This is a genomic window from Undibacterium sp. SXout20W, from assembly GCF_049340285.1.
Taxonomy (GTDB): Bacteria; Pseudomonadota; Gammaproteobacteria; order Burkholderiales; family Burkholderiaceae_D; genus Undibacterium.
Genome location: NZ_JBMPPH010000024.1, coordinates 37134 through 63039, shown reverse-complemented (window position 1 = coordinate 63039; position 25906 = coordinate 37134). Strand labels below are relative to the sequence as shown.

At 46.4% G+C, this 25906-nt stretch carries 18 protein-coding genes and 1 tRNA gene; 15 read left to right on the top strand and 4 right to left on the bottom strand.

The features are described 5' to 3' along the window. Nucleotides 1–241 precede the first annotated feature (241 nt). From ACO0K1_RS13110 to ACO0K1_RS13100, 3 genes are all read left to right on the top strand, one after another. The gene (locus ACO0K1_RS13110) at nucleotides 242–922 is read left to right on the top strand and encodes an SOS response-associated peptidase family protein (RefSeq protein WP_423026395.1); all 681 of its coding nucleotides are present in this window, start codon (nucleotides 242–244) and stop codon (nucleotides 920–922) included. 660 nt (nucleotides 923–1582) lie between these two features. Continuing rightward, on the top strand, nucleotides 1583–3604 hold the full coding sequence (locus tag ACO0K1_RS13105) for a bifunctional diguanylate cyclase/phosphodiesterase (RefSeq protein WP_423026393.1): 2022 nt from the start codon (nucleotides 1583–1585) through the stop codon (nucleotides 3602–3604). Nucleotides 3605–3619: 15 nt separating this feature from the next. Continuing rightward, nucleotides 3620–4693, top strand: coding sequence for an MraY family glycosyltransferase (locus ACO0K1_RS13100; RefSeq protein WP_423026391.1), 1074 nt, complete (start codon nucleotides 3620–3622; stop codon nucleotides 4691–4693). A gap of 80 nt (nucleotides 4694–4773) precedes the next feature. Here ACO0K1_RS13100 and ACO0K1_RS13095 read toward each other — a convergent pair whose 3' ends face one another. Beyond that, complete coding sequence (locus ACO0K1_RS13095; RefSeq protein WP_423026389.1) at nucleotides 4774–5445, bottom strand: transglutaminase-like cysteine peptidase; 672 nt, start codon at nucleotides 5443–5445, stop codon at nucleotides 4774–4776. A 624-nt stretch (nucleotides 5446–6069) separates the two neighbouring features. Here ACO0K1_RS13095 and ACO0K1_RS13090 point away from each other — a divergent pair. Then, nucleotides 6070–7332 (top strand): MFS transporter, encoded by a 1263-nt coding sequence (locus tag ACO0K1_RS13090; RefSeq protein ID WP_423026387.1) that lies wholly within the window; start codon nucleotides 6070–6072, stop codon nucleotides 7330–7332. Nucleotides 7333–7492: 160 nt separating this feature from the next. Further along, on the top strand, nucleotides 7493–7969 hold the full coding sequence (locus ACO0K1_RS13085) for a GNAT family N-acetyltransferase (protein ID WP_423026385.1): 477 nt from the start codon (nucleotides 7493–7495) through the stop codon (nucleotides 7967–7969). Nucleotides 7970–8090: 121 nt separating this feature from the next. On the opposite strand, the gene ACO0K1_RS13080 is transcribed toward ACO0K1_RS13085, so the two are convergent. Then, nucleotides 8091–9191 carry a branched-chain amino acid aminotransferase gene (locus tag ACO0K1_RS13080; protein WP_423026383.1) on the bottom strand — a complete coding sequence of 367 codons (1101 nt, stop codon included), beginning with the start codon at nucleotides 9189–9191 and terminating at the stop codon, nucleotides 8091–8093. 639 nt (nucleotides 9192–9830) lie between these two features. Between ACO0K1_RS13080 and fdnG the strand changes: the two genes are divergently transcribed. The 9 genes from fdnG to glp all read left to right on the top strand — a co-directional run bounded on the left by fdnG (nucleotide 9831) and on the right by glp (nucleotide 21485). Continuing rightward, nucleotides 9831–12902, top strand: coding sequence for a formate dehydrogenase-N subunit alpha (gene fdnG / locus ACO0K1_RS13075; protein ID WP_423026381.1), 3072 nt, complete (start codon nucleotides 9831–9833; stop codon nucleotides 12900–12902). A gap of 9 nt (nucleotides 12903–12911) precedes the next feature. Continuing rightward, nucleotides 12912–13856 carry a formate dehydrogenase subunit beta gene (gene fdxH / locus ACO0K1_RS13070; RefSeq protein WP_423026379.1) on the top strand — a complete coding sequence of 315 codons (945 nt, stop codon included), beginning with the start codon at nucleotides 12912–12914 and terminating at the stop codon, nucleotides 13854–13856. Next, complete coding sequence (locus tag ACO0K1_RS13065) at nucleotides 13849–14493, top strand: formate dehydrogenase subunit gamma (protein WP_423026377.1); 645 nt, start codon at nucleotides 13849–13851, stop codon at nucleotides 14491–14493. Before fdxH ends, ACO0K1_RS13065 begins: the two co-directional genes overlap by 8 nt. A gap of 294 nt (nucleotides 14494–14787) precedes the next feature. Further along, nucleotides 14788–15807: a formate dehydrogenase accessory protein FdhE gene (fdhE, locus tag ACO0K1_RS13060; protein ID WP_423026375.1), complete on the top strand. Its 1020-nt coding sequence runs from the start codon at nucleotides 14788–14790 to the stop codon at nucleotides 15805–15807. A 38-nt stretch (nucleotides 15808–15845) separates the two neighbouring features. Further along, the gene (selA, locus tag ACO0K1_RS13055; protein ID WP_423026399.1) at nucleotides 15846–17243 is read left to right on the top strand and encodes an L-seryl-tRNA(Sec) selenium transferase; all 1398 of its coding nucleotides are present in this window, start codon (nucleotides 15846–15848) and stop codon (nucleotides 17241–17243) included. Next, on the top strand, nucleotides 17240–19174 hold the full coding sequence (selB, locus tag ACO0K1_RS13050; RefSeq protein ID WP_423026373.1) for a selenocysteine-specific translation elongation factor: 1935 nt from the start codon (nucleotides 17240–17242) through the stop codon (nucleotides 19172–19174). Before selA ends, selB begins: the two co-directional genes overlap by 4 nt. Nucleotides 19175–19205: 31 nt before the next feature. Then, a tRNA-Sec gene (locus ACO0K1_RS13045) sits at nucleotides 19206–19301 on the top strand. Between the two features lie 253 nt (nucleotides 19302–19554). Next, a complete protein-coding gene (mobB, locus tag ACO0K1_RS13040; protein ID WP_423026371.1) occupies nucleotides 19555–20058 on the top strand; it encodes a molybdopterin-guanine dinucleotide biosynthesis protein B in 504 nt (167 codons plus the stop codon). Nucleotides 20059–20162: 104 nt separating this feature from the next. Then, the gene (gene glp, locus ACO0K1_RS13035; RefSeq protein WP_423026369.1) at nucleotides 20163–21485 is read left to right on the top strand and encodes a gephyrin-like molybdotransferase Glp; all 1323 of its coding nucleotides are present in this window, start codon (nucleotides 20163–20165) and stop codon (nucleotides 21483–21485) included. A gap of 154 nt (nucleotides 21486–21639) precedes the next feature. Here the strand turns inward: glp and ACO0K1_RS13030 are convergent, their stop codons facing one another. Then, nucleotides 21640–22359, bottom strand: coding sequence for a hypothetical protein (locus ACO0K1_RS13030; RefSeq protein WP_423026367.1), 720 nt, complete (start codon nucleotides 22357–22359; stop codon nucleotides 21640–21642). 288 nt (nucleotides 22360–22647) lie between these two features. Further along, a complete protein-coding gene (locus tag ACO0K1_RS13025; RefSeq protein ID WP_423026365.1) occupies nucleotides 22648–24279 on the bottom strand; it encodes an AMP-binding protein in 1632 nt (543 codons plus the stop codon). Between the two features lie 218 nt (nucleotides 24280–24497). Between ACO0K1_RS13025 and ACO0K1_RS13020 the strand changes: the two genes are divergently transcribed. After that, nucleotides 24498–25853 (top strand): DUF3422 family protein, encoded by a 1356-nt coding sequence (locus ACO0K1_RS13020; protein ID WP_423026363.1) that lies wholly within the window; start codon nucleotides 24498–24500, stop codon nucleotides 25851–25853. Nucleotides 25854–25906: the final 53 nt, after the last annotated feature.

Below are 25906 nucleotides of genomic sequence, written 5' to 3'. Positions count from 1 at the left end.
TCTTGGGTAAGATGTGTGTATGTCATTTCGGGCAACTTTGACTTGGAGGTCTGGAAGGCCGGATGCTACTGCATCTTCCCACCTTTAACCATTTATCTTCAGTTGCACTTCATAGTTGAACTCGCGCTTCTTTTTTACATAAATATATAGACGGACTTCCGATCATGGTTTTTCCGTTTTAATCCTATATCGCTATCCCTCGCATATAATTGCATGAAAAGTAACTAATGAGTCCCGACTTATGTGTGTGAATTACACTCCCACTCGCAAAGAACAACTTGCACAATTTCAAGTCCAAGCTGAGCAATTGGACGATTACAAGACTGAAACCTGGCAGGATTATCTAGCACCTATAATTCGTCATCATAGAGGTGAGCGCGAGGCTTTGCTGGCCTCCTATAGCATGATACCTAAGTCGAAAATGCCACTTGGCGTAAAGCGTTTCTCGACCATGAATGCACGAGCGGAAACCATCGGTCAGCTTCGTACTTATGCCAAACCTTGGCGTGAAGCCAACTTATGTCTGGTTCCTATGCAAGATTTCTTCGAACCCTGTTATGAAAGTGGCAAGGCAGAACGTTGGCGTATTGGGCTCATCGATAAAAGCGACTTTGCGGTCGCTGGACTGTATCAACAATGGGGAGGAAAAGAGGAAGTGGGGGAGAGCGAAGGCCAGCAAAGCTTTTCTTTCACTCAAATTACCATTAATGCCGATGAGCATCCCTTGATGCGACGCTTTCATCAACCTGGTGACGAGAAACGTTCGCTCGTTATTGTTCATAAACGGGATTATGACGATTGGTTGAATTGTAAAAATCCAGAGGTCGCGCGTACATTTTTGCAGTTGTATCCGGCCGAGTTGATGCAAGTCGAGGTCGTGAGAAAAAAAGAAGAGAAAAGTCCACAGCAAAATTTGTTTTAAATGTGTTGTGTAAACATGCTTTTTGGCGCTGCTTTTTCTTTCTATGCATTGCATTTATGACGCATTGAAAGCAGTATTGAAACGCTTTGCTGGGACTTTGCAATAGAAATTGCCTTATAAGCAACCTTATAAATAACTTTTGAATGGCCATAAAAACGTGCTTTATAAATCGCCCTGTGTAAAAAGGTGAGATTTATTGATGACAAAATCAATCGGTGGTGCTGTCAGACCAATATTTTTTTTGACAAAATCTATTGCAAGCAATTACCTAAGTGAGTCTTGCCTAGGTGTCAGCGTTGTCGCATAAGAGAACCCCGTGGAACGTTGGGGGCATGGCAATGTGGATTTTATTTAACAAATCCACGATAATTCTTTTACATTTGGTATGATGTTATCTGCCATCGAAATTACGACTAAATGTCGATCAACAATTTTTTAATTTAAAAAGTATCTGTAATTCGTTGTTTTTTTTATATTTTTTAGTTGCAGATTTAAACTTTTGTAACATTTCGTCTATCAACTATAGGATAATCACGGCTGATTACTTAGTGTTCAATTTTCTGTTTCTGGATTGGATAATGGCGTTTATTTAATCTTGGTATTTTTTTGGATAAACTGATTCTAAGAATCTAGATTTATTCGATTTTTTTGTAGGCATTCATGACCTTACGACGGCAGTTGCTGATCGCTATCTCGATGATTTTTATTTTGGTGTTTGCTGGATTGCAGACACTGTCTATTTTATCGACAAAGGATTTTTTGCAACAGCAGCTTTCCTCCCATGCGCAAGATGCAGCAACGAGCCTTTCACATACGCTTATTGAACCGCTCGTCAAAAATGACAGAGTCTTGGCCGAAATTCAAGTTGCCGCTATGTTTGATCGCGGATATTACCGCCAGATTATTTTAGTCGGACCTGATGGGAAGCAAATTTTTAGCAAAGAGATGCCAGTCAACGTTGACAATGTACCGTTTTGTTTCACCTCTTTATTGTCTATTGAGACGCCACCTGGTGAGGTGTTTATCACGTCAGGATGGAAGCAATTGGGCAAGTTGATTGTTGTGAGTCAACCTACTTTTGCATATCAATATTTGTGGACGTCAGTGAAACACATCACCTGGTGGGTGATCGCGATGTATTTATTAGCGCTTTTGCTGACCATTCTACTCCTTCGAATTATTTTGAATCCGTTGCGCCACATTGAAATGGCCGCCATAGAAATTCAAAATAAGCGATTTGAGCAGATCAGTGTTATACCTCAGGCGCGAGAATTCCGTCGTGTTGTGATGGCGATGAATGCGATGTCTCGTCAAATATCAGAAATTCTTGATGCAGAAATGGGTCGTGCCGAAACTTACCGCAAAAATGCGTATACGGACAAAGTTACTGGCTTAGATAATCGCCAAGGGTTTGACTTGCGCTTTGACAATCTTCTCGCAGATAAAGGTTGTTTTAATTCTGCTGCCATTATCGTGTTGGAATTTGACGGACTGAAAGAATTTAATCACCGACATGGATATCGTAGCGGTGATCAAGTTTTGCTGGCCGCAGCGAATCTTGTTGGAGAAATGAAAAATTTTGAGGTGGGCATCGCCGCGCGTATTGGCGGCACATCATTTGCGTTTGTATCTGTGGATCAAGGTGTCGTCGAGACCGGGTTGCATGTGCATGCAATACAAACTGCTTTGACAGACTATTTTGATGCAGAGGTTCCAGATAAAGCATTGTCATTTAGCATCGGCTGTATTGAATTCACATCTGCGCAAACACGTGGTGATATTTTTGCGAAGGTCGATTTGGCTCTCGAAACTGCGCGCCAAAGAGGCCGTAACAATGCATTGACAATTAATTTTACTGACCAATCGGAAGTGGTAGAGGGGTCGCTAGGTTGGCGCACCTTGATACAAAACGCGCTCATAGAAAATCGTTGGGCCTTACTTGCTCAGCCAGTATTGTCGTTGTCTGGGCACACTTTATACCAGCATGAAATTTTCTCACGGTTAGTCGATGCACAAGGGACATTTGTTCCCGCAGCGAATTTTTTGCCGATGGCCTTGCGTCACAAACTTATGGAAGACGTGGATAAAGCCATCATTACGCTTATTTTTGATTCATTGCTGTCAGCGGTGAATCGTTCGCAAGAAATGCCGGTTAATGGCAAAATGCAGGCGATCGATAGTTCAGAAGTGTCGACGTCCAGAGTCAACCACTTTAAAGATGTTGCGTTCAATATATCCATGCAATCTGTCGAGAGCAGCGTATTCCGCGAATGGCTGACTGAGCGCTTGCGATCGTCTAAAGAAGTAGCTCGTCAACTTTCGGTAGAGTTAAGTGAGTCAGGCTGTGCCAAAGATCTTGAACTCACACGTGAATTTGTTGTTTTACTGCGCAGTTTTGGTGTGCGATTTGGTATCGATCATTTTGGTCTGGATCCGCATGCTTTGGAATTTATGCGCCAAATACTACCTGATTACATTAAGCTCGATGGAGGATTGTTGCAAGGACTGGCTGATAATCCGAGTGGACATGAACATGTGCGTGCCATCATTAAGTTGGCGCAGTATCTGGAGATCCCAGTTATTGCACAAAATGTCGAGTCGGAAGAAATGCAAACGATGTTGTTATTAGATTCTGTTGAGTATGGCCAAGGCTATTTTCTTGGTGAACTTCAACCTGTGTAATGGTTACCCTATTCCATGATTAGTATAAAATTTTTATCTGCCCTCGTAGTTGTTTATGTGGTATCTATATTGGCAATTTACTCAATTCGCCCGTATGCGGCCAAGCTGTTTTTAGAGGATGTTCCGCGAGGCCGTAAACAACACAAAGCCCCCACTCCTGTCATCGGCGGGATAGGAGTGGTTGCTGGTTTTTATGCTGTGATGGCATTTTTTGGCTATATCCCATTAGAACAGCCGGCTTTTTGGGTTGCATCGTTGTTCTTGTTTTTGGTTGGCGTGCTTGATGATATGCATGAATTCAGTTCTAAAATCAAATTTGTCGCGCAAGGTATTGCTGCGATGTTAATGATTTTATGGGGACATAACAAATTAGATAGTCTTGGAAACTTGTTTGGCACGGGCGATATCATGCTGAACGATTTTTCGATTCCCGTAACGATATTTTTTGTCGTCGGCGTGATTAATGCATTTAACTTAATTGACGGTGTCGACGGACTTTGTGGAAGTTTGTCGATCGTCACCACATTGTCATTCGCTGCTGCATCTATGTTGACTGGGCGCAATAGCGATGCGGTCGTGTTATTGATGTTGTCTGCTGCAATAGCGGGTTTTTTAAGCTTGAATTTGCGTTTGCCGACCCGTCCTGCGGCCGTGATATTTTTAGGTGATGCCGGTGCATTGTTCGTTGGATTTGTGATTGCGTGGTATTCAATTAAATTAGCAGGCGAGCAAAATCGCATTATGAATCCAGTCGTCGTGGTCTGGCTTTTAGCGGTACCATTATTTGACACGGTTGCTGTGATGGTACGCCGCATGAAGTCTGGTCACAGTCCATTCATGGCGGACCGTTCGCATATCCATCATGTTTTGCTGGATTTGAAGATTCCCGATCACAACGTGGTACTTATTTTGTTTTTAGTTGCAACAGTCTTCGCATTAACAGGTTTGGCTTGTACCTTCTTTTTACGTTTTTCTGACACTGTGATGTTGATGTTTTTTGCTGGTCTATTTGCCCTGTATTGGTATATAAAAAATAAATTATTTGCTTATGTTCAAAAGTGTTCGTTAGAGCGAGTGGCAGTCCTATAAGTAGTAGGTTGTGGTGAAGTAAGTCGGGTATTTTTTGAAGATATCTTCAGATCTTCACCACTTCACCTCTTCAAGATATATCATAACTTACTTTCCTTTTCCATCTTGTCAATCACATCGCGCCAAAGTCGCACGGTGGTTGCGCCACCTTTTCTAGCTGTGCCATTTGCTAACCAAAGATCATCGTCGTTGAAACTATAGACGGGTACAAGATCGGTTCTGGCTGAGCCGCGTTTGATGTCTGGGATCAGGTTGTCGAGGATCCACGGATCGGCGTCAGGCGTTGGGTAGTAGGCGAGGACCATGTGGGTTTCGCCGATATTAATGGCGCGGACGTAGGTGATGCGAAGGCGTTCAACTGGCACGCCAATTTCTTTGAGCGTCATGTATTTCGCTATCGCATAGTCTTCACAATCGCCGCCTAATGACGCGACTAACTCTACTGGTGTCGCCCAGTAATCTTCAACGCCCCAGTGTTCCATATCGGAAAAATAAGGCACTTGATTATAAAAATCGTTGGTCTTACGCAAGAAGGGCATTTCTAAGTTGATGTCTTTCGACTTCAGTAAATTAGCCGTGAAATTAGGTCCCGCTGTCGCTTTCATTTGTCTGACAGTCGTTTGCATCACTTGAAGGTGGCCAATGGCGGCGTTGCCAAATCGTTTGGCTTCATAGCTGAATAATCCTGCTGTGAAGTCGACCAGACCTGGAAATGCAGGAGAAATAAGCAAACAGCTCAGTCCCGAAGTCATGATGAAATTGCGAATTTTTTTTGAAACAACCATGGATGCAACTTCATTCGAGCAAAATGTGGAAAAACGAGCAGCCAACACACCCCAGATAAATTTTGGACAGTAGGTGGTTATGATGCCATTAAACGGGATTAAAAAGAATTAAAACCAGGTAATTACAAAAAACATTCAGATGCAGAATTGTAGAATATTTTCTTTTCCAGAAAGCGCATCTTTTAGTCTCATGTTGTTTCCTGCAAATTAAAAGAAAAATTATTGTGCTACGTAATCTTTAGTGAGTTTTCTTGGCGAATTTAATTTTCACGTTCTACGCGGGTAAGTGCCGCGTACGAACCGGACGACCTTGCGTGTACCTGAGGGGTGATGCCACTTATTCTAAAAAAATAACAGCCTCAGTTATAGTCAAAAAGCTAATTTTATATGCCACTAGTTGTCTAAATTGTAAAAATATGGATGGCGTAAAATTGATCGCCAATGAAGAAATAAAGATGATTTGTGAGGCATTTTTTTAATGCGTCATACAAAATAAAAAAGATTGGCGGATTCAATATCTTCTCGATGCACGTAAATATGAAATCAAATTTATAATTTGGCTCATTATCTAAAATCCAATTCCCCGCGTGTATGGCTCAAAAAATAAATCCCGGTAACAAACATCAGGCATTTGAAGCCTTGAAAATTCCTAGCTTTCCGATCTTTGTTGCAACTTTTGTTTTAACAATGATGGCGGATAACGTGGAGCATGTGATCAGCTATTGGGTCGCTTTTCAGAAGTTTAAATCACCGACACTTGGTGGATTTGCGGTGATATCACATTGGCTGCCATTTCTTTTGTTTTCGGTGGGTGTCGGTGCATTGAATGACAGATTTGATTCGCGGCGATTAATTCAAATTGGAGGAACCTTGTTTGCATTGGTGTCGTTGGGGTGGGGCTATTTCTTTGTCACCGATACGCTGACGATACCGTGGGCAATGGCATTGCTGGTGTTACATGGCATTGCTGGCGTGTTCTGGATGACCTCAAGTCAGGTCTTGTTGTACGACATTGTCGGTGTAGAGAAGCTGGCGAGTGCGGTGCGTTTGAATGCGACTGCGCGTTATTTTGGTGTTCTGGTCGGACCAGGTGTCGGTAGTTTGATTATGTCAACCTTGGGGCCATCCAATGGGATATTTTTGAATGCGGCGTTATATCTTCCTTTGTTGATTTGGCTGATCAAAGCGCCGACACCACATCGTTCCAAGCGGCTTGAGCAGTCAAGTACGCGTCGCGTCAATGGCCTGACTGATATTTGGCAAACGATTGTGGCTGTCAAAAAAATTCCGACTCTCGGTGTGATGATTCTGTTGTCCGGTGCGGCGTCATTTTTTGTCGGGAGTAGTTATCAGGCTCAGATGCCCGGTTTTGCCACTGACCTCGGTAATATCGAACCAGGATTCGCCTATTCTATGTTGTTGGCGGCAGATGCGGCAGGTGCTTTATTTGCTGGCATTACGCTGGAAGCCGGATTCCGTTTTACGAAGGTTACACCCTCGGCGGCCATGGGTTTTGCGCTAGCGTGGGCGGTTGCATTGGGTAGCTTTGCCATGACCCGCAACTATCCAATGGCCCTCGTGTGCTTATTTGCTGCAGGCTTTTGTGAGTTGTCCTTTAGTAGTATGAATCAAACGATCGTGCAAATGAAAGCACCGGATGCGATTCGTGGAAAAGTGCTTGGCTTGTTTGGCATGTCGTCAGCAGGCCTACGATTATTTAGTGGAATCTTTGTCGGACTTATCGGCAGTAAAATCGGCATCCACCTTTCTATGGCCGGTGCGACGACCGTATTTTTTGTAGTGACACTGGGCTTGATCTATCTGAATCGTCCCCAGCGTCAGGAACAGCACTAAACACCTAAAGAAAGAAGGTGTACAGCAACTAAGTAATCAAATGGAAGAACTCTGTTGGTCAACACAGAAAAATGCCTTGTCGGTTTGTCCGTCGAAATAAGTCAAATGGCTGCTTATCTGATAGGGAACTTGAGAATTTTTTGACGTTTGTATTGAAGCTTTGAAGGAGGATGTGCCGATGGAAATTCGTGTTGATGACTTGCAAGGGGATGACATCCGCCGTTTGCTGGAAGAGCACTTAGAAGACATGTACGCAACGAGTCCGGCAGAAAGTGTCCATGCACTGGATCTGAATGCCCTGCGGCATCCTGACATTACGTTCTGGACGATCTGGGACGGCGACCAATTGGCGGGATGTATCGCGCTCAAGCAATTGGATGCACATCATGCGGAAATCAAATCGATGCGAACACCGCGCGCTTTGCGTCGTCGCGGCGCTGCCAGGGTTTTACTGCAGCATGTGATTGACGTGGCAAAGCAAAGGAACTATGCGCGACTAAGCCTTGAAACCGGCTCGATGCGCTTTTTTGAACCCGCACGTCAACTATACGCAAGTTTTGGATTTGAATTTGGTTTACCGTTTGCCAATTACGTCGATGATCCAAATAGCGTGTTTATGACCAAAGTCATTCGATGATGTTGGTGGCTTGAGGCCATCCATCATCATCATGGTGACTGTACTTTTTGCAGGGCGGGGCAAGCGGCCAATTGGCTCGGTAAATTCGACTGTCAGCTTGCACTTGCCCTCCAAAACGTGATTAACACACTTTATGCATCCAACCGTGTGTATCTGCTATCGTACCGTGTTGCAAACCTAAGAGAGCTTCTCGTAAGGCCATTGTTACTTTGCCATTTTCGCCATTGTTAATGGTGAATTCGAAATTTTTCGCCTTAACATGACCGACTGGTGTGATCACCGCAGCCGTGCCACAAGCGAATACTTCGGTCATTTTTCCAGATGCTATGTCGTCGCGCCATTGTTGTACCGTAAGCTTACGTTCCTCTACTTCATAACCCAAACCTTTTGCCATTTCCAGCAAACTACGACGCGTAATTCCGGAAAGCAAGGTGCCAGTCAGCTCAGGTGTAACGACGCGTGTTTTTCCGCTTTCTTCGTAGACGAAAAACAAATTCATACCGCCCATTTCTTCAATGTATTCGCGTTTTACAGCATCCAGCCAAACCACCTGATCGCATCCTTTTTCTAATGCTTGTGCTTGCGCAACCAGACTTGCCGCGTAATTACCAGCACACTTTGCCTCACCAGTACCGCCGGGTGCCGCACGGACAAAGTCTTCGCTGATCCATACAGTGACTGGTTTAACACCTTGTGGGAAGTACGCACCGGCAGGAGATGCAAATAAGACGAACAGATATTCACTAGCGGGACGAACACCCAAAAATGGATCGGTCGCAAACATTAATGGTCGCAGGTAGAGGCTTTCACCGACATTTTTTGGCACCCACGCTTTATCGATCGTGATTAAAGCATCAGCGGCTTCCATAAATAAATGTTCTGGCAAGTCCGGCATGGCTAAACGTTGTGCGCTACGGTTAAAACGTGCGCTGTTGGCTGCGGGGCGGAAAGTTTTAATACTGCCATCAGGCTGCGTGAAGGCTTTAAAACCTTCAAAAATTGCCTGTCCATAATGTAACGCTGAGGCGGCAGGATCAAGACTTAACGGACCATATGCTTTTAATTCACCTTGTTGCCATGCACCATTGCGATAGGGGATGACAACCATATGATCCGTAAAAATACGACCAAAACTTGGATTTGTCATGCGTTCTGCACGTATTGCATCGCTCATTGGATGAGCAGATGGCGTTACTAATAGAGTAGGAGTAGAGTTGATCATGGTTATCTTAAAAATCAATGTAAAAAGTAAGAGACGCGTCTTTGAAGAATGAGCAAATTATCGCATTTCTTCTAGATTAGTAGAAATTTCAAAAAATAGCGACCAGACGTCAGAAAGCGTGCCAATTCCTTTTACATTCCGGTTTTTTCGTCCAAATGAATTTTTAAAAAAATCGCCTCAAAAAAGCTTTGCGATCGATTTTGTTGTCGATATTACAAATTAATTATTAAGGTAACATTATGTTGAGCAGAGGACGCGTTTTTAAGAAACGATCTTTAACAAATAAATTGAAATTCAAATGGAACATTGGATTCCAGACTCGAATTGATATCAACGATTTTTGTTAAAACATTTTTGCTTTGAAATACATCCGAAGTAGCTGCTAAACGTAGCGTATCTGATTCTAAATTACCTTCATCGTGGCAATCGCATAGTGACGAGGACTATTTATTGATGGTTGTGCTGATGATGACGATTTTCAATTCTTCACAAATTTGTTATTAAAAAGAACTTATATCTTGCATTTTTCAGATACACGTCTCAGCGAAGACAATCTGTATATGCTACGATTTTCTTGCTTTATAGAATAAATCGTTATCTTCTTTTTGGGGATGACATTCACCACGAACGGAGACAGCCATGACGCAACTCTCTCGCCGTCAGTTTCTCAAGATAACCGGTTCAACGGTTGCAGGCTCCAGCCTGGCGCTGCTCGGATTTATGCCGACAGCAGCACTTGCGGAAGTGCGGCAATATAAGCTTTCTCGCACGACTGAAACACGTAATACCTGTCCGTATTGCTCAGTCGGTTGCGGTATTCTCATGTACGGATTAGGTGATGGCGCGAAAAATGCCACCGCCAGTATCATCCATATCGAGGGTGATGCCGACCATCCGGTTAATCGCGGCACGTTGTGCCCTAAGGGTGCAAGTCTGATTGACTTCATCCATAGCCCAAACCGCTTGCTGGCGCCAGAATATCGCGCACCAGGCGGCACAGAGTGGAAAAAAATCTCCTGGGACGACGCATTGGATCGGATCGCCAAGCTGATGAAGCAAGACCGCGATGCCAATTTTGTGGAAAAAACCGCAGACGGCAAAACGGTCAATCGCTGGTTGACGACGGGTATGCTGGCGGCCTCTGCTTCAAGTAATGAGACCGGTTATCTGACCCACAAAACCATGCGTAGTTTGGGGATGCTGACATTTGATAATCAGGCGCGTGTCTGACATGGTCCGACGGTGGCAGGTCTTGCCCCGACGTTTGGCCGTGGAGCGATGACGAATCATTGGGTAGATATTAAAAATGCCGATGTAATTCTTGTCATGGGTGGCAATGCCGCCGAAGCACATCCTTGTGGCTTTAAATGGGTCACAGAAGCAAAAGCACATAACAAAGCAAAGCTGATGGTGGTGGACCCGCGTTTTACGCGTACCGCATCGGTTGCTGACTACTATGTGGCAACACGCACAGGAACGGATATCGTTTTCCTGGGCGCGATTATTAATTATTTGCTCACCAACGATAAAATTCAGCACGAGTATGTCAAGAACTATACTGACATGCCTTTCGTCGTGCGTGAAGACTTTGCATTGAATGACGGTCTGTATTCCGGCTACGATGAAAAAGCGGGCAAGTACACAGATAAATCGTCGTGGAGCTATGAAATTGGCGCCGATGGTTACGCTGTGGTTGACCCAACACTCGAACATCCGCGCTGCGTCTACCAATTGATGAAGAAGCACTATTCTCGCTACACGCCGGAATTAGTTTCCCGCGTCTGCGGTGTACCCCCAGAAAAATTCAAGCATGTCGCTGAAACGCTGGCTTCCACCGCTGTACCTGGTCGTGCTGCAACGATTCTGTACGCGTTGGGCTGGACACATCACAGTACTGGTGCGCAAACGATTCGTGCGGGTGCGATGGTGCAACTGCTGCTGGGTAATATTGGTATCTCTGGTGGTGGTATGAACGCGCTACGCGGTCACTCTAATATTCAGGGCTTGACGGACTTAGGTCTGATGTCGAACCTGTTGCCTGGTTACATGACCTTGCCATCTGAAAGTGAGCAGGAATTTGAGGGCTACATTGGTGTTCGTGCCAAGAAGCCGCTGCGTCCGAATCAGCTCAGTTATTGGAAAAACTATCGCGCGTTCCACGTCAGTCTGATGAAGACCTGGTGGGGGGATGCAGCGAAAGCGGAAAACAACTGGGGCTACGATTATCTGCCTAAGTTGGACAAGCCATACGACATGATGCAAGCCATTGAGTTAATGCATCAAGGGAAGATGACAGGCTATATCTGCCAAGGCTTTAATATTTTGGCCTCCGCGCCAAATAAGAAAAAGGTCTCTGAGGGATTGTCCAAGCTCAAGTTCTTGGTGGTCATGGATCCATTGGCGGTGGAGACCGCAGAGTTCTGGAAGCCTTACGGCGAGTTCAATGATGTTGATCCAAGCAAGATCCAGACGGAAGTGTTCCGCTTACCAGTCACTTGCTTCGCAGAAGAAAGCGGTTCATTGGTGAGCTCTTCACGGGTTCTGCAATGGCACTGGCAGGGTGCGGAGCCTCCGGGCGAAGCACGCAGCGATATCGACATCATGTCAGGTATTTTCCTGCGCATGCGTTCGCTGTACAAAACCGAAGGTGGTAAGTTCCCGGATCCAATCGTGAATCTGACCTGGCCGTACGCGAATCCAAAATCACCACGTCCGGAAGAGCTGGCAAAAGAGTTCAATGGTCGTGCTTTGGCCGATGTGACGGATCCAAAAGATCCAACCAAAGTATTGGTGAAAAAAGGTGAGCAGTTACCATCATTTGCCATGCTGCGCGATGACGGCACAACAACGAGCGGTTGCTGGATCTTTGCTGGTTCATGGACGCAGGCGGGTAATAACATGGCGCGTCGCGATAACAGCGACCCGACGGGTATTGGACAGACGCTGAACTGGGCGTGGGCATGGCCGGCGAACCGTCGCGTGTTGTACAACCGTGCTTCCTGTGACGTCAATGGTAAGCCGTTTGACCCAACCCGTAAGCTGATCGCGTGGAATGGTACAAATTGGGCTGGCGCTGACGTGCCTGACTACAAAGCGGATGAACCACCAGAAAACGGTATGGGACCATTCATCATGGCGCCTGAAGGCGTGGCTTGCTTCTTTGCTTCCAAAGCAATGAATGAAGGTCCGTTCCCAGAGCATTATGAACCATTTGAAAATCCACTTGGTTACAACCCGTTGCATCCAAAAAATGCACGCGCAACCAGCAATCCTGCTGCACGGATTTTTGCTGGCGACCGTGAACAATTGGGCACGCATGAGGATTTCCCCCATGTGGCAACGACCTATCGTCTGACCGAGCATTTCCACTATTGGACCAAACACGCCAAGCTGAATTCCATTATTCAGCCTGAACAGTTTGTCGAAATAGGTGAAGAGCTGGCCAAACAGGTAGGTGTCAAAGCCGGTGACAGAATCAAAGTGAGTTCCAAGCGCGGTCATCTGGTGGCCAAGGCAGTCGTCACGAAACGTATCAAGCCATTGATGATTGAAGGCAAAGCGGTGCAAACCGTTGGCTTGCCAATTCATTGGGGATTTACAGGCGTAGCCAAACCAGGCTATTTGGTCAACACACTGACACCAGAAGTAGGTGACGCGAATTCCCAAACACCGGAATTCAAATCATTTTTGGTCAAAGTCGAAAAAGCCTAGGAGAACACCATGCCACTTCAATCTCTTGATATTAAACGTATGTCGGCGACCACCGTACAACCGCCGTCGGTACGAGAGCCGATTACAGGTACTGTGGCCAAGCTGATTGACACCACAAAATGTATTGGTTGCAAGGCGTGTCAGACGGCCTGCATGGAATGGAACGATTTGCGTGACGAAGTCGGTGAAAATCACGGCACGTATGACAATCCACGCGACATGTCCGAACACTCGTGGACGGTGATGCGTTTTTCTGAATACGAAAATCCAAACGGCAACCTGGAATGGTTGATTCGCAAGGATGGCTGTATGCACTGTGAAGATCCGGGTTGTCTCAAAGCTTGTCCGGCACCGGGTGCGATTGTTCAATACACGAATGGTATTGTCGATTTTCAGGAGGAGAATTGTATCGGCTGCGGTTACTGCGTCAGCGGTTGCCCATTCGATGTACCTCGCATCTCCAAACAAGACAACCGCGCTTATAAATGTACTTTATGCTCGGATCGCGTTGCCGTCGGGCAGGAACCTGCATGTGTTAAATCATGTCCAACTGGTGCGATTGTTTTTGGTACCAAAGAAGACATGAAGCAACACGCCGAAGAGCGCATTGTTGACCTGAAATCACGCGGTTTTGATAATGCCGGATTGTACGATCCGGCAGGTGTCGGTGGTACGCACGTCATGTACGTGTTACATCACGCCGATAATCCGTCGCTGTATCACGGTTTGCCAAATAAACCGCGCATTTCGCCGATGATCGCGGTTTGGAAGGGATTGTCCAAACCATTGGCGGTAGCAAGTATGGCTGCAGCTGCCGTAATCGGATTCTTCCATTACACCCGCATCGGTCCAAACGAAGTGACTGAGAAGGATGAAAAGGAAGCAGCCGACGCAGTGAAGGCCGCTAATGCAGCAATATCGTCAGCACAATCTGAGGAGGCGCATCATGAGTGATCATCAGGATGCAACAAAGATCGAGCGTTATAGTGCCAATGATCGCACCTATCATTGGATTACCGCGATTAGCTTTATTTTGTTGGCAATCTCCGGATTGGCGCTGTTTCACCCGTCACTGTTCTGGCTTAGCAACTTACTTGGCGGCGGTCAATGGACGCGTATTCTGCATCCATTTATTGGCTTAGTGATGTTCAGCATGTTTGTTGTGTTGGTCGTGCGCTTCTGGCATCACAATGTCATGGAGCCAGTGGATCACCAGTGGCTGAAGCAGATGAAGGACGTGCTGCACAACCGTGAAGAAAACTTGCCGCATATCGGTCGGTATAACGCGGGTCAGAAGATCCTGTTCTTTGTACTGATCTTCTGCATGGTTGGTTTGCTATTGTCCGGCGTGGTGATCTGGCGTGCGTATTTTTCGTGGGTGTTTCCGATCGAATTGATCCGGTTTTCAGCGTTATTGCATGCGTTTTGTGCGTTTTTGCTCATTACCAGCATCATCGTGCACATCTATGCGGCGATCTGGGTTAAAGGTTCGATTGGCGCAATGATGCGAGGAACAGTCAGTCTTGGCTGGGCTCGTAAGCATCATCGATTGTGGTTTGACGAGGTGGTCAAAGCATCGAAAGAGAAATAATATTAAACAAGTAATAATTATTCTTTCAATAATGGTATAGGTTCGTTTTTTATTTGGTTTGGAATTGACCAGATATTGTGCGCAGCAATACGACATCTACAACCTTGCTACAGTAAGAAAAAGCAATCGAAAAAGCAATCGAAAAAGCAATCGAAAAAGCAATCGAAAAAGCAATCGAAAACCGACGCCGAAGTTCGGCGTCGGTTTTATTTTCAAACTAGTCTAAAATACCCTTAGTTCGTTTTATTTCTGAGCCCGAAAACGCCTCATTTTGTTTATTTTATTGGAATAATCTTGGTACAACGAATCATTGAACGTGGTGAAATCGAATCACTCGATCATACCGCCTTGCCACGTTTTCATTTGCCAGAAGGGGCAGCAGCAGTATTTGCCGCGCGCGCTGCACGTTTGCGTGACTTAGCGGACGGTAAAGTCGCGGGCATTGCTTTTAATCCGGCCTTAAGCGGTTATCTGGAATTAATGCGCGAAGTCACATTAGCACAATCTGAGATCGCGCAATCGCTCAGCGAAGCAGATCTCGACATGCCAGATCAAAAGTCGCTCAGTCTTGCGCTTGATCATATGATGCCACCATTGGCAACGCAGCTAAAACGCCCGCTAATGTGGAGTACGATTCTGAATGCTCTGATTGAAAAATTAGCAGACCACAATAATCCAGAAAAGGCAGCACTCAATTCAGTACTCCAGAGTCTAAGAGATTTGATTGAGGAAAACTTGGAAGACCTCGAAGATCAAGCCAACGCTGTGTTAGCGCAGCGTCACGAACAGGTTAATCCCGCACAAGCCCCTTTTATTGCCGCCGCGCTGCAAGTCTTATGGACCTCGCGTGCTGCGAAACTAAAGCAACAGCAAGTGCCTATGCTTGATACCTTTACGCTCTGTCCTGTATGTGGCTCACATCCCGTTGCCAGCTTGATTCGCATTGGCGGACAATCACAAGGCTATCGTTATCTCACCTGCGGTATGTGTGCGACGCAATGGCATATGGTCCGGGTAAAATGCGTGAGTTGTGAGCAAAACGGAAAAATTTCTTATCAAGGACTAGATCCGGTTGATGCGCCTGAAGCCGCTGCGTCGCCGGTGAATAAAGCCAATGATCCACGCAAATATGTGCGTGCTGAGACTTGTGGCGATTGCCATCGCTACACCAAGATTTTTAACCAAGAGCACGATTACAATGCCGAGCCGTTTGTCGATGATCTGGCAACGTTGACACTGGATATTTTAGTCAGTGAAGCTGGCTTTGATCGCGGCAATATTAACCCGCTGCTGTGGTTCGGAGAATCAGAGTGACTTCAATACCACCGGTCAGTTCTGCGACGATATCAACGATGCGTAGCGTACGGCTGCCATCTGTTGATAAGGTATTGCTGGAAGCCAGTGGATTGATTGAACGATATGGTCGCAGCCGCATAGTATTAGCAGTACAAACCTCGTTGGCGGCGCTGCGTAAAGAGGCGTTAGCCCAAGACCCGCAAAAACAGATGGAAGCACCAGACATTCCCAGCATCGTCGAAAGTGTCGCGGCCGCGCTGGAGAAGCAAGATCGATCACACCTGAAAAGGATGTTTAATCTGACCGGTACGGTCTTGCACACCAACCTGGGGCGCGCTTTATTGCCCGATGTGGCCGTGCAAGCCGTGGTCGACGCGATGACGTCGCCAACCAATCTGGAATTTGATTTAGACACAGGTAAGCGTGGTGACAGAGACGATCTTGTTGAAGAATTGCTATGTGAATTGACAGGCGCAGAAGCGGCGACCATCGTCAACAACAATGCAGCCGCAGTGTTGCTGCTGTTGAATACCATGGCGATGGGCAAGGAAGTGATCGTTTCGCGCGGCGAGTTGGTTGAAATTGGCGGGGCGTTTCGAATTCCCGACATCATGCAGCGCGCAGGAGCAACATTACGAGAAACCGGCGCCACCAATCGCACCCATTTGGCCGATTACCGTAACGCGATTCATGCCAACACAGCACTGTTGATGAAGGTGCATTGCAGTAATTATGTCATTACAGGCTTCACCAAAAGTGTCGAGTTATCTGACATTTCGGCATTGGGGCGTGAACGCAATATTCCTACGGCTGTGGATTTGGGAAGCGGAACACTCATTGATCTTGAACAGTTCGGTCTTGTGCGTGAACCGACGGTGCGCGAGGCGATCGAGGCGGGGGCTGATTTAGTGACATTCAGCGGCGATAAATTGTTGGGTGGCCCTCAAGCAGGGATTATCGTTGGCCGCGCGGATCTGATTGCGCAGATTAAACGTAATCCACTGAAGCGGGCTTTACGCGTTGGTAAATTAACTTTGGCAGCCTTGGAGCCAGTGCTGGCCCTGTATCGCTCACCAGAGCTACTGACGCAACGTTTGACCACGATGCGCCTGTTAACGCGCCCAAGGGCTGAAATGCAACAGTTGGCGCAAACACTAATCCCTTTAGTACAACAAGTACTTGGTGCCGCATATATGGTCGCCGGCGAAGAGATGTCCAGTCAGGTTGGTAGTGGGGCTTTACCTGTCGATCAGTTGCCGAGCTTTGGCCTGACAATTCGACCAAATCCATCACACAAAGTAAGTAACCCCTTGGGGCGCCTCGAAAAAGCATTCCGGCAATTGCCGCGTCCGGTCATAGGCCGTATCGCCAATGAGACTTTCCTGCTGGATTTGCGTTGTCTTGATGGCGATCAGCATGAATTCATTGATCAACTGGCATTTTTAAAACCATGATAGTTGGCACCGCTGGACATATCGATCATGGTAAGACAACGCTGAGCCGCGCCCTGACTGGCGTCGATACTGATCGTCTGAAAGAAGAAAAGGCACGCGGCATTTCGATTGAGTTGGGTTACGCTTATACCCCATTACCCAATGGCGATGTGCTCGGCCTGATCGATGTTCCTGGCCACGAAAAGCTTATTCACACGATGGCAGCGGGTGCCAGTGGTATTGACTATGCGCTGCTCGTCATTGCCGCAGATGATGGTGTCATGCCTCAAACCCGCGAACATGTATCGATCCTGGAACTACTAGGCATCCAACATGGTGTTGTCGCATTGACCAAAATTGATCGGGTCGACGCCGAACGTATCGCTGCGGTGAAAGCTGAAATACGGCATTTTCTAGCCACAACAACTTTTGCTGATGCGCCGATTTTTTGCACTCAGGCGCAGGTGGAAAATGATCCTGGCGTGGCTGATCTGAAACTGCATTTAATGACTGCCGCTCAATCACTCGCGCAAAAAGAACATCGCCGTCTATTCCGGCTAGCGATTGATCGGGTTTTTAATTTGAGTGGCAAAGGCTTATTCATTGCCGGAACCGCGTCGGCGGGTGTTGTTTCAGTGGGTGACACGATTGCCTTGGCACCTTCCGGAAAGTCCGTCAGGGTGCGCAGTATTCACGCGCAAAACCGGCCTGTGGAGGCAGGTTATGCTGGTCAGCGATTGTCAATGAATATTGTTGGCATAGACAAAGACCAGGTGGAGCGGGGCGACTGGGCAGTGGCGAGCGCAATGACAGAATGCGGCGATCGAATCGACGTTGAATTGCATTTGCTTAACACTGCTGGACTGAACTTAAAGCCATGGTCTCAGGTGCACGTGCATTTAGGCGCTGCGCATCGTGTGGCAAGGGTATTGATGTTGGAAGGTGACACGATAGAACCTGGTCAAAAGGTACTCGCGCAATTGGTTTTTGACTCACCTGTTCATGCGGTACCAGGTGAGCGTTTTGTATTGCGTAATGCACAAGCACTGCGTACTGTTGGCGGTGGCCGTATTTTGGATCCGTTTGGTCCGGCACGCAAACGTCGCAGTGCGGATAGGCGCGAATGGCTGCATACGTTGGCTATTTATCTCAATACAGACAACCATCATGTGTTGATAGAACGTAGCGTGATGGGTATCCGGCGCTCTACGCTGACGCGCCTTACCCAATTGTCGCCTGAACAATTACGTTTTCCGGAAGAATGTTCAGAAATAGATATTCGCGGCGATGATGCGATTATTTTATCTAAAGCAAGCGCTGATCAGTTAAATAAACAAATCATCGACGCATTGCGAGCGTTTCATATGAATTTTCCGGATGAGACCGGACCGCAACACGCACGACTTAAACGGATGGTTGCACCGGAGATCGACGATGCACTCTGGCGCAGTTTGATCGATAAGCTTCTTGTAACTGGCGCATTGATCGGGCAAGGCTCATGGCTGCGTCTGCCAGAGCACAGTGTTGAATTGGAACCCGAACAACAACGATTGGCAGACTTGTTGCTAACGTCGTTACAGGCCTCAGAATTTGATCCGCCATGGGTGCGGGACCTTGCAAAAACACATCAGAGCAATGAAGAGATGGTTCGTACTTTGCTCCGTAAGCTCGCATTACGTGGGCAGGTCTACCAAATTGTGCGTGATTTATATTGTCATCCACAGCGGATTGCTGAGTTAGCCAAGCTTGCTGAGTCAGTGGCGACTATACCGTCACAAAACAGTAGTTATCGTCAAATTAGTGCGGCAGCTTTTCGTGATGCGAGCGGGCTTGGGCGTAAACGTGCGATTCAATTTCTGGAATTCTTTGACCGTGTCGGATATACTCGGCGCCTACGTGACGTACATGTTTTGCGGGCGGAAAGTCTTTGGCAAACCGGGAACATGGTGTGATAGTTTTTTTTAAACGTTTAGTAGCAAAATTGGAAGGCACACGTATCCGGTGGTGCGGGCGGGCTTCAAACCCGTCAGGGGATGTCAATCATTCTCTCGTAAGTTCGACTCTTACTGTCTTCCGCCAATTCATCAACGTTTCTGGCATCGGATTGTGCCGTACGTACTCCTCAATTATGCAAGTTAAAGACGTCACTTCAATCCATTAGTCGATGTTTCGCATAACGATACTATGGCCGAAAAAACAATGCTGACAGAATCTGATGCGGGGTAGCGCATCAACTCTTTTGGTGGTTTGAACCTCCAGACTGTATGCAAGGCAGAAATAACAAAAGCGTGGAATCAAACTGAAACGATGTTGAATTATGAGGAAGGTACGAATGAAAGTTTTTGGTATCGTTGGGCATTCTGGTATGGGTAAAACAACCCTGTTAGAACGTCTTATTCCTGAGTTACAAGCGCGTGGCTTGAAGATCTCCTTAATTAAACACAGTCACAAGGACATCGATATTGACCACCCTGGTAAAGATTCATATCGCTTGCGTGCTGCAGGTTGCCAGGAGGTGCTGTTAATGGGTAAAAGTCGGTGGGCGCTTATGCACGAACTGAATGAGCAGGCTGAGCCGCCATTATCCTATCTGCTGGATAGATTGCATGAATGTGATCTGGTTCTGATTGAGGGATTTAAAGCGGAAAATTTTCCTAAGTTAGAAGTGTGGCGCTCGCCAATTGGTAAGCAGCCACTTGGTACGGACTGGCCGGGAATTCAAGCGATCGCGTCCGATGGTGAAACGACGCATTCAACGTTACCAGTTTTCAATCTGGCGGATACGCCAAAGTTAGCTGATTTTGTAATTCAACATGCGAGTGAATTTGTCGCGTAAAAGTTGCGATTGAAATCAAATCTGAATTGAGTTGTGATGAATTGAAATTGAAATTGAAATTGAAATTGAAACATTCAACGCCCCAAAGTTATGCGAGCCCTCAAATGATCACGTCAGAGACAAAAAACACTTCCCTCAATGACCTCATCCATCGACTATCGGGTTGCTCAGGTGCTCATCCACATGAACATCCACGCGATCTTTCTGTAAATAAAGCACAAGAAATTATTGCGCAGTTTATTCAGCCGATACATCAAGTTGAAAAAATCGGCATCTTGCAAGCGCTAGGACGTATTCTGGCTGAAGATGTGATTTCCGGTATGAGTGTACCTGCCCATGATAATTCAGCGATGGACGGCTATGCGTTTGCCGGTGATGCATTATCTGAAACAGACGAATCTACGTATCGCATTGTTGGTGCCGCCTACGCTGGTCGGCCGTTTCAAGGTAGTGTGGCAGAAGGGGAGTGCGTACGTATTATGACCGGCGCGGTGATGCCGGATGGCTGCGATACGGTAGTGCCTATTGAGTTAAGTGACCAAGTTGGCGATACGCAAATAAAAATTCCTGCAGGGCGACTACAAGCTGGGAATAATCGACGACGTGCAGGTGAGGACTTGGCGATCGGAAAGACTGCTTTACGCAAGGGCAAACGAATACGCCCCGCAGACCTCGGATTGTTGGCCTCGTTGGGTATTGCTGAAATTACGGTACAGCGCCGTTTGCGCGTCGCTTTTTTTTCTACCGGCGATGAGTTACGTTCCTTAAATGAACCGTTAGACGTCGGCTGTATTTACGATAGCAATCGGTATACATTGCACGCAATGTTAACTCGATTAGGCTGTGAGTTGATTGACATGGGGGTGGTGAAAGACGACCCCATATTGCTTGAGTCCTGCTTCCGCAACGCGACTGAAAGCGCGGATGTCGTGATCACTACCGGTGGTGTATCAGTAGGAGATGCGGACTATACCAGGCAAATCATGTCGCAATTAGGCGAGGTAGCATCTTGGTCTATCGCTATGCGTCCGGGTCGGCCAATGGCGTTTGGGAAACTTAATTCTAATGGTAAGAGCGCCTATTTATTTGGACTTCCCGGCAACCCCGTCGCCGTGATGGTGACGTTTTACTTTTTTGTAAAGCAAGCTTTATTACATATGCAGGGCGCTGAAAACGCAACGCCGATTCTGGTGCCGGCAACGAGTAAATTTCCAATAAAAAAGCGACCAGGTCGAACCGAATATCAGCGTGGTATCGTTGAATTGAATGCACAAGGTGAACTTGAGGTGAGTATTACAGGATCGCAAGGATCAGGCATTCTACGCTCGATGTCTGAGGCCAATTGCATGATTGTTTTAGACCACGACCACAATGAAGTACATGCGGGCGATAGAGTAAAGTTGGTCTTGTTTGACGGGCTTATTTAGGTAGGTAAAAATTGCAATGGCAATGACAGTGATAATAACTTTTTGCTGAACTTGGCGGGTTGCAACGTCCCTGTAAAAACTGACAATATGAGCTGTGTTTGCCCAGTTGGATTTGATGAATGCCAATTGCAGTCAATGTCATCTCATCGATGCTTTATAATTTCAACTCATTTAAGCCATACGCATTCAGCACATCAAGCCAGCGTTTATCAGTCTTCATATCGGTGGCAACATTTGCTAACAACTTCGCCAATTCTGCATCAGCACTTGCGCAAAAAATATGTCGCGTAAACGCATAATGCCGTTCTCGCGCGACATATAATTTATCGGCAAAAGAGCTGCTTGCGTTCCGGATAAAAAATCGAAAACTACTAGCGGGTACAATGGTGACATCGATTCGACTGTAAGCGACCTTTTTTAAATTGGACACCTCATCACTCGCATCCTCACGTTCAATCGCTTCGCCAAACTGACTGTCCAGATTGAGGTAATGGTAACCTTTGATGCCGCCAAATTTCGTACCGGAAAGTGAATCTGGTCCTGTGTAATTCACTTTTTTATCGATGTTGGAGACGACGTAGTTTTCGTCGCGCATGAACGCATCAGTCCAATAGAATTTCTTGTTGGTATCGACAACGAAATTAGGATTCAGAAAAAGCACAATCCCATTGAATGAGCGCGCATTGATGATGGATTGATTCAGTTTCATACGAGGCACTGTCTGCAAGGTAAAATGATATTTACCGCTCAGACGTGAATTTAGATAGGCGACCAGATCTGCGCCTAACCCGCCGCTTGTGGTGACAAAAGGTTCGCTATCATAAGTGTTGTAAGCAATTAGCTGCTTTTCAGTCGCCAGTACATTCAGACTCATTAACCCGCTCGTTACCGCGAAAATGGCTTTTAGTGTTCTCAAAAAGTCGTTTTTTTTACCTGACATCAACACTTCCCCAACGTAAGCGAAATCCTTAAAGGATGCTAATTCATTCGTTGATATTGTGCAAATGTGATTGCCTTGGGATGAGGAAAAACTGTGGTTTTCATCATCGTGGCGCACGTTTTATGGTTTATTTAATATGAACAATATAGATTTTTCCGCACGTTTCGCATGTCGGGCTGAACACAAACATGATCATGAACATGAGCAGCCCGACAGACGTCATTATGACTGACGAATTTCGCGTCTTAAAATCTTGCCCACTGCCGATTTTGGAATGTTCTCAACAAACAAGACCACCTTCGGAATCTTATAGCCCGTGAGTTCCCGACGACAATGGGCGATGATATCGGCTTCAGTTAATGTCGCGCCTGCCAATTTAGTGACGACGAGCTTGACGGCTTCACCTGTTTTCTCGTCAGGAATGCCAACACATGCACACTCCATGACGCCGGGACAAGCGGTGACAACCGCTTCGATCTCATTGGGATAGACATTAAATCCTGAGACAATAATCATGTCTTTCTTGCGGTCAACGATACGCAAAAAGCCTTTTTCATCAAAGACACCAATATCACCCGTGCGGAAATAGCCGTCGACAGTGAATGCCGCTGCATTGGCTTTCGGTTGATTCCAATAGCCTTGCATGACCTGTGGACCTTTGGCGCAGATCTCGCCGGCCTCACCGATCGCAACGCGATGACCATCGTCATCTAATAATTGAATATCCGTTGATGGAATAGGTAAGCCAGTGCTGCCGTTAAATTCTTTAATTGAATCTGGATTGAAACTCAAAATAGGCCCTGTCTCAGACAATCCATAGCCTTCCCGAATAAACGTACCAGTCAGCGTTTTCCATTTGTCTGAAACAGCCCGTATCACGGCCGCCCCACCTCCTGCGGCAAGGCGCAAGCGGCTCCAGTCGATTTCAATTGTACGTGGATGGGCGACGAGTCCCGCGAATAAAGTGTTGACGCCAGTAAAGACAGTGGGTCTTGCTTCTTTTAGTGTGTTAACAAAGCTGTCCATATCGCGTGGATTGGGAACGAGCCAGTTGTCTGCACCAATTGAAAAGTACGTAATAAAATTCACCATCAACGCAAAGATATGGTAAAGCGGTAGGGCAGTCACAATCACTTCTTGTCCAGGGCGGATGGCGCTCGGCATGAAAGCTTTAAATTGCTCAGTGTTAGCAATCAGATTGCGGTGGGATAGCGCAGCACCTTTTGATAGTCCCGTTGTTCCACCTGTATATTGCAGAAAAAGTAGATCAGTGGCGCTCAGTTTTACAGGCTCAAGCATGGCGTGTGCGCCTTCTTCCAGCACATGTGCCAATGATTTGCTGTCTTGCAAGCGCGCATCAACTGGTGGGCTTGGTAAATTCACACCACTTCCATCGCCCACTCCGGCCGTGATAACCGTTTTCAATTCCGTCGAATTGATGACATCGGCGACAGTCTTAGAGACACCATTGTAGACAACGATAATGTCAGCGCCGGCATCGTTGAGTTGATGCTCTAGTTCTCGCGCTGTGTACATGGGATTGACACTGACCTGCACCGCACCAGTGCGAATAATCCCCAAAAATGCAATCGGAAAGGCCAGCAGATTGGGAAGCATGACCGCAATACGGTCACCTTTTTTGACACCGAGTCGTTGTTGTAAATAGGCTGCAAAATTGCGCGATAAACGATCGATATCCGCGTAGGTAATCGTTTGACCAGCACAATGCATAGCAGGAAGCGCGGCATATCGTTGCATGGCCTCTTCCATCAAATCAACGACCGAATTATAAGCATCAGGGTTGATTTCGGCAGGGATCGATTCGTAGCTGGATAGCCAATGTTGCTGTATCAAGGTATTCTCCTCGCAAAAATGAGTCTATCAAAACTCTGATTGTAGTACTGAAGTTCAGCGTCATCAGAGATTTCTTCTTCAAAATTTGTTATATTCGTTTCACAGGCTTGGCTTGCTCGCAGTTGTTGTGCTGACATGCAATGCATTTTTGTAAATCAGTTGTTCCAGTTTCGCTCAGGAATGATTTTTGCTATTTTTAAAAGACGCCGGAATCTGCAATGAATTTTAATTTCTCAGACTTAAATAATGCCTTGCGTGTTCCTCTCGCTGCGGAGGTTCATTCGCGCCCTTTCATGCCGTTACTTGCGCCTGAGTGTCTTACGCATCTGGCTGTTTATTCAAAGTCTGCGTCGAGTGAACTCACTGAACATCAACTTGTTCAACATGAATTGCTGGTCAATTTGTGTAGCTATTTTGGCGTCGTTGCTCCGGGCTTGGGAGCTAAATATTTTTATCATGATTTTGGACGTTTTCGTTTGAAATGGGAATTACACACTGAATTTTCTACCTACACATTCGCCAGCAAACCTGACGTGAATGTTGATATGGTCGCGGCGTTTGACCATATGCCAATTGAGATGATTCCACACGAATGGTTGGCCAGATTAAGTGGGCAAATCATGGTAGGCGCTCATGTTGTTTTGCATGCCGGGTCGGCACAAGATGAGCAGATGCAACTCAAGTTGCAATCTCTGTTCGGTAAATCAATGTTCGTCGGAAGTCAGGTTCTTTCTGGTGGCGAAGTCTGGACTGATTTCATTATTCATCCCGATGGCTTTAGTCGTTTTGTATTGTGCGATGTACAGTTTACAGAACATCAGGCAAGCCGGATGATACAACGAGTGCTGGAGATAGAAACATATCGCATGATGGCGCTGCTCGGGCTGCCGAATGCACAGAAATCCGCACCTGAATTGAATATTATCGAAGCCGAATTATCGACACTATGCGAGACGATGGTGAATGGAAATCAATCATCAACGACAGAGCCTGGATTAGACGTCGATGGCGAACAGATTTTGCTCCAAAAAATTATCGCACTTGCTGCACGTCTGGAAGCGATTGCGCTAGAGAATAACTACCGTTTTTCCGCTTCGTTAGCGTATTTTAAATTGGTACGAACACGCATCGAAGAATTGCGTGAAAAAAATATTCATGGCATGCCAAGCATCGGTGAGTTTATGGATAGAAGACTTGTTCCTGCAATGAATACCTGTGAATCCGTTGGGCGGCGCCAAGTCTCGCTGGCAGAACGAATCGCACAAACCAACGATTTACTACGTACGCGGGTGGGGATCGTTCAGGAACAGCAAAATCGTCAAATTTTACAATCTTTAAGCAAACGCGCTGCACAGCAAGTGTTACTGCAGCAATCAGTAGAAGGTTTGTCCGTCGTCGCGATTTCTTATTATATGTCTGGTCTATTAGGCTATCTTGGTAAGGCACTGAAAGCAGCAGGTTTGCCAGTGAACCCCGATGTGGTCACCGGCGTGGCTTTGCCCGTCATCGTCGTTGGTGTATGGCTGGGACTTCGCCGCTTACATAAAAAAATATCACATCGACTGCATGCTTGATGAGGTTATAGGAAGAGGGGAGCCCTAACTTTTTTCTATCACGTTTTACAAAT

Excerpts from the sequence above, each read along its gene's own strand:
- ACO0K1_RS13030 (WP_423026367.1), bottom strand. The coding sequence starts at position 22,359 with ATGAGTCTGAATGTACTGGCGACTGAAAAGCAGCTAATTGCTTACAAC.
- ACO0K1_RS13105 (WP_423026393.1), top strand. The coding sequence starts at position 1,583 with ATGACCTTACGACGGCAGTTGCTGATCGCTATCTCGATGATTTTTATT.
- ACO0K1_RS13100 (WP_423026391.1), top strand. The coding sequence starts at position 3,620 with ATGATTAGTATAAAATTTTTATCTGCCCTCGTAGTTGTTTATGTGGTA.
- ACO0K1_RS13095 (WP_423026389.1), bottom strand. The coding sequence starts at position 5,445 with ATGACTTCGGGACTGAGCTGTTTGCTTATTTCTCCTGCATTTCCAGGT.
- ACO0K1_RS13065 (WP_423026377.1), top strand. The coding sequence starts at position 13,849 with ATGAGTGATCATCAGGATGCAACAAAGATCGAGCGTTATAGTGCCAAT.
- ACO0K1_RS13090 (WP_423026387.1), top strand. The coding sequence starts at position 6,070 with ATGGCTCAAAAAATAAATCCCGGTAACAAACATCAGGCATTTGAAGCC.
- ACO0K1_RS13080 (WP_423026383.1), bottom strand. The coding sequence starts at position 9,191 with ATGATCAACTCTACTCCTACTCTATTAGTAACGCCATCTGCTCATCCA.
- ACO0K1_RS13020 (WP_423026363.1), top strand. The coding sequence starts at position 24,498 with ATGAATTTTAATTTCTCAGACTTAAATAATGCCTTGCGTGTTCCTCTC.
- ACO0K1_RS13110 (WP_423026395.1), top strand. The coding sequence starts at position 242 with ATGTGTGTGAATTACACTCCCACTCGCAAAGAACAACTTGCACAATTT.
- mobB (WP_423026371.1), top strand. The coding sequence starts at position 19,555 with ATGAAAGTTTTTGGTATCGTTGGGCATTCTGGTATGGGTAAAACAACC.
- selA (WP_423026399.1), top strand. The coding sequence starts at position 15,846 with ATGCGTAGCGTACGGCTGCCATCTGTTGATAAGGTATTGCTGGAAGCC.
- glp (WP_423026369.1), top strand. The coding sequence starts at position 20,163 with ATGATCACGTCAGAGACAAAAAACACTTCCCTCAATGACCTCATCCAT.
- selB (WP_423026373.1), top strand. The coding sequence starts at position 17,240 with ATGATAGTTGGCACCGCTGGACATATCGATCATGGTAAGACAACGCTG.
- fdxH (WP_423026379.1), top strand. The coding sequence starts at position 12,912 with ATGCCACTTCAATCTCTTGATATTAAACGTATGTCGGCGACCACCGTA.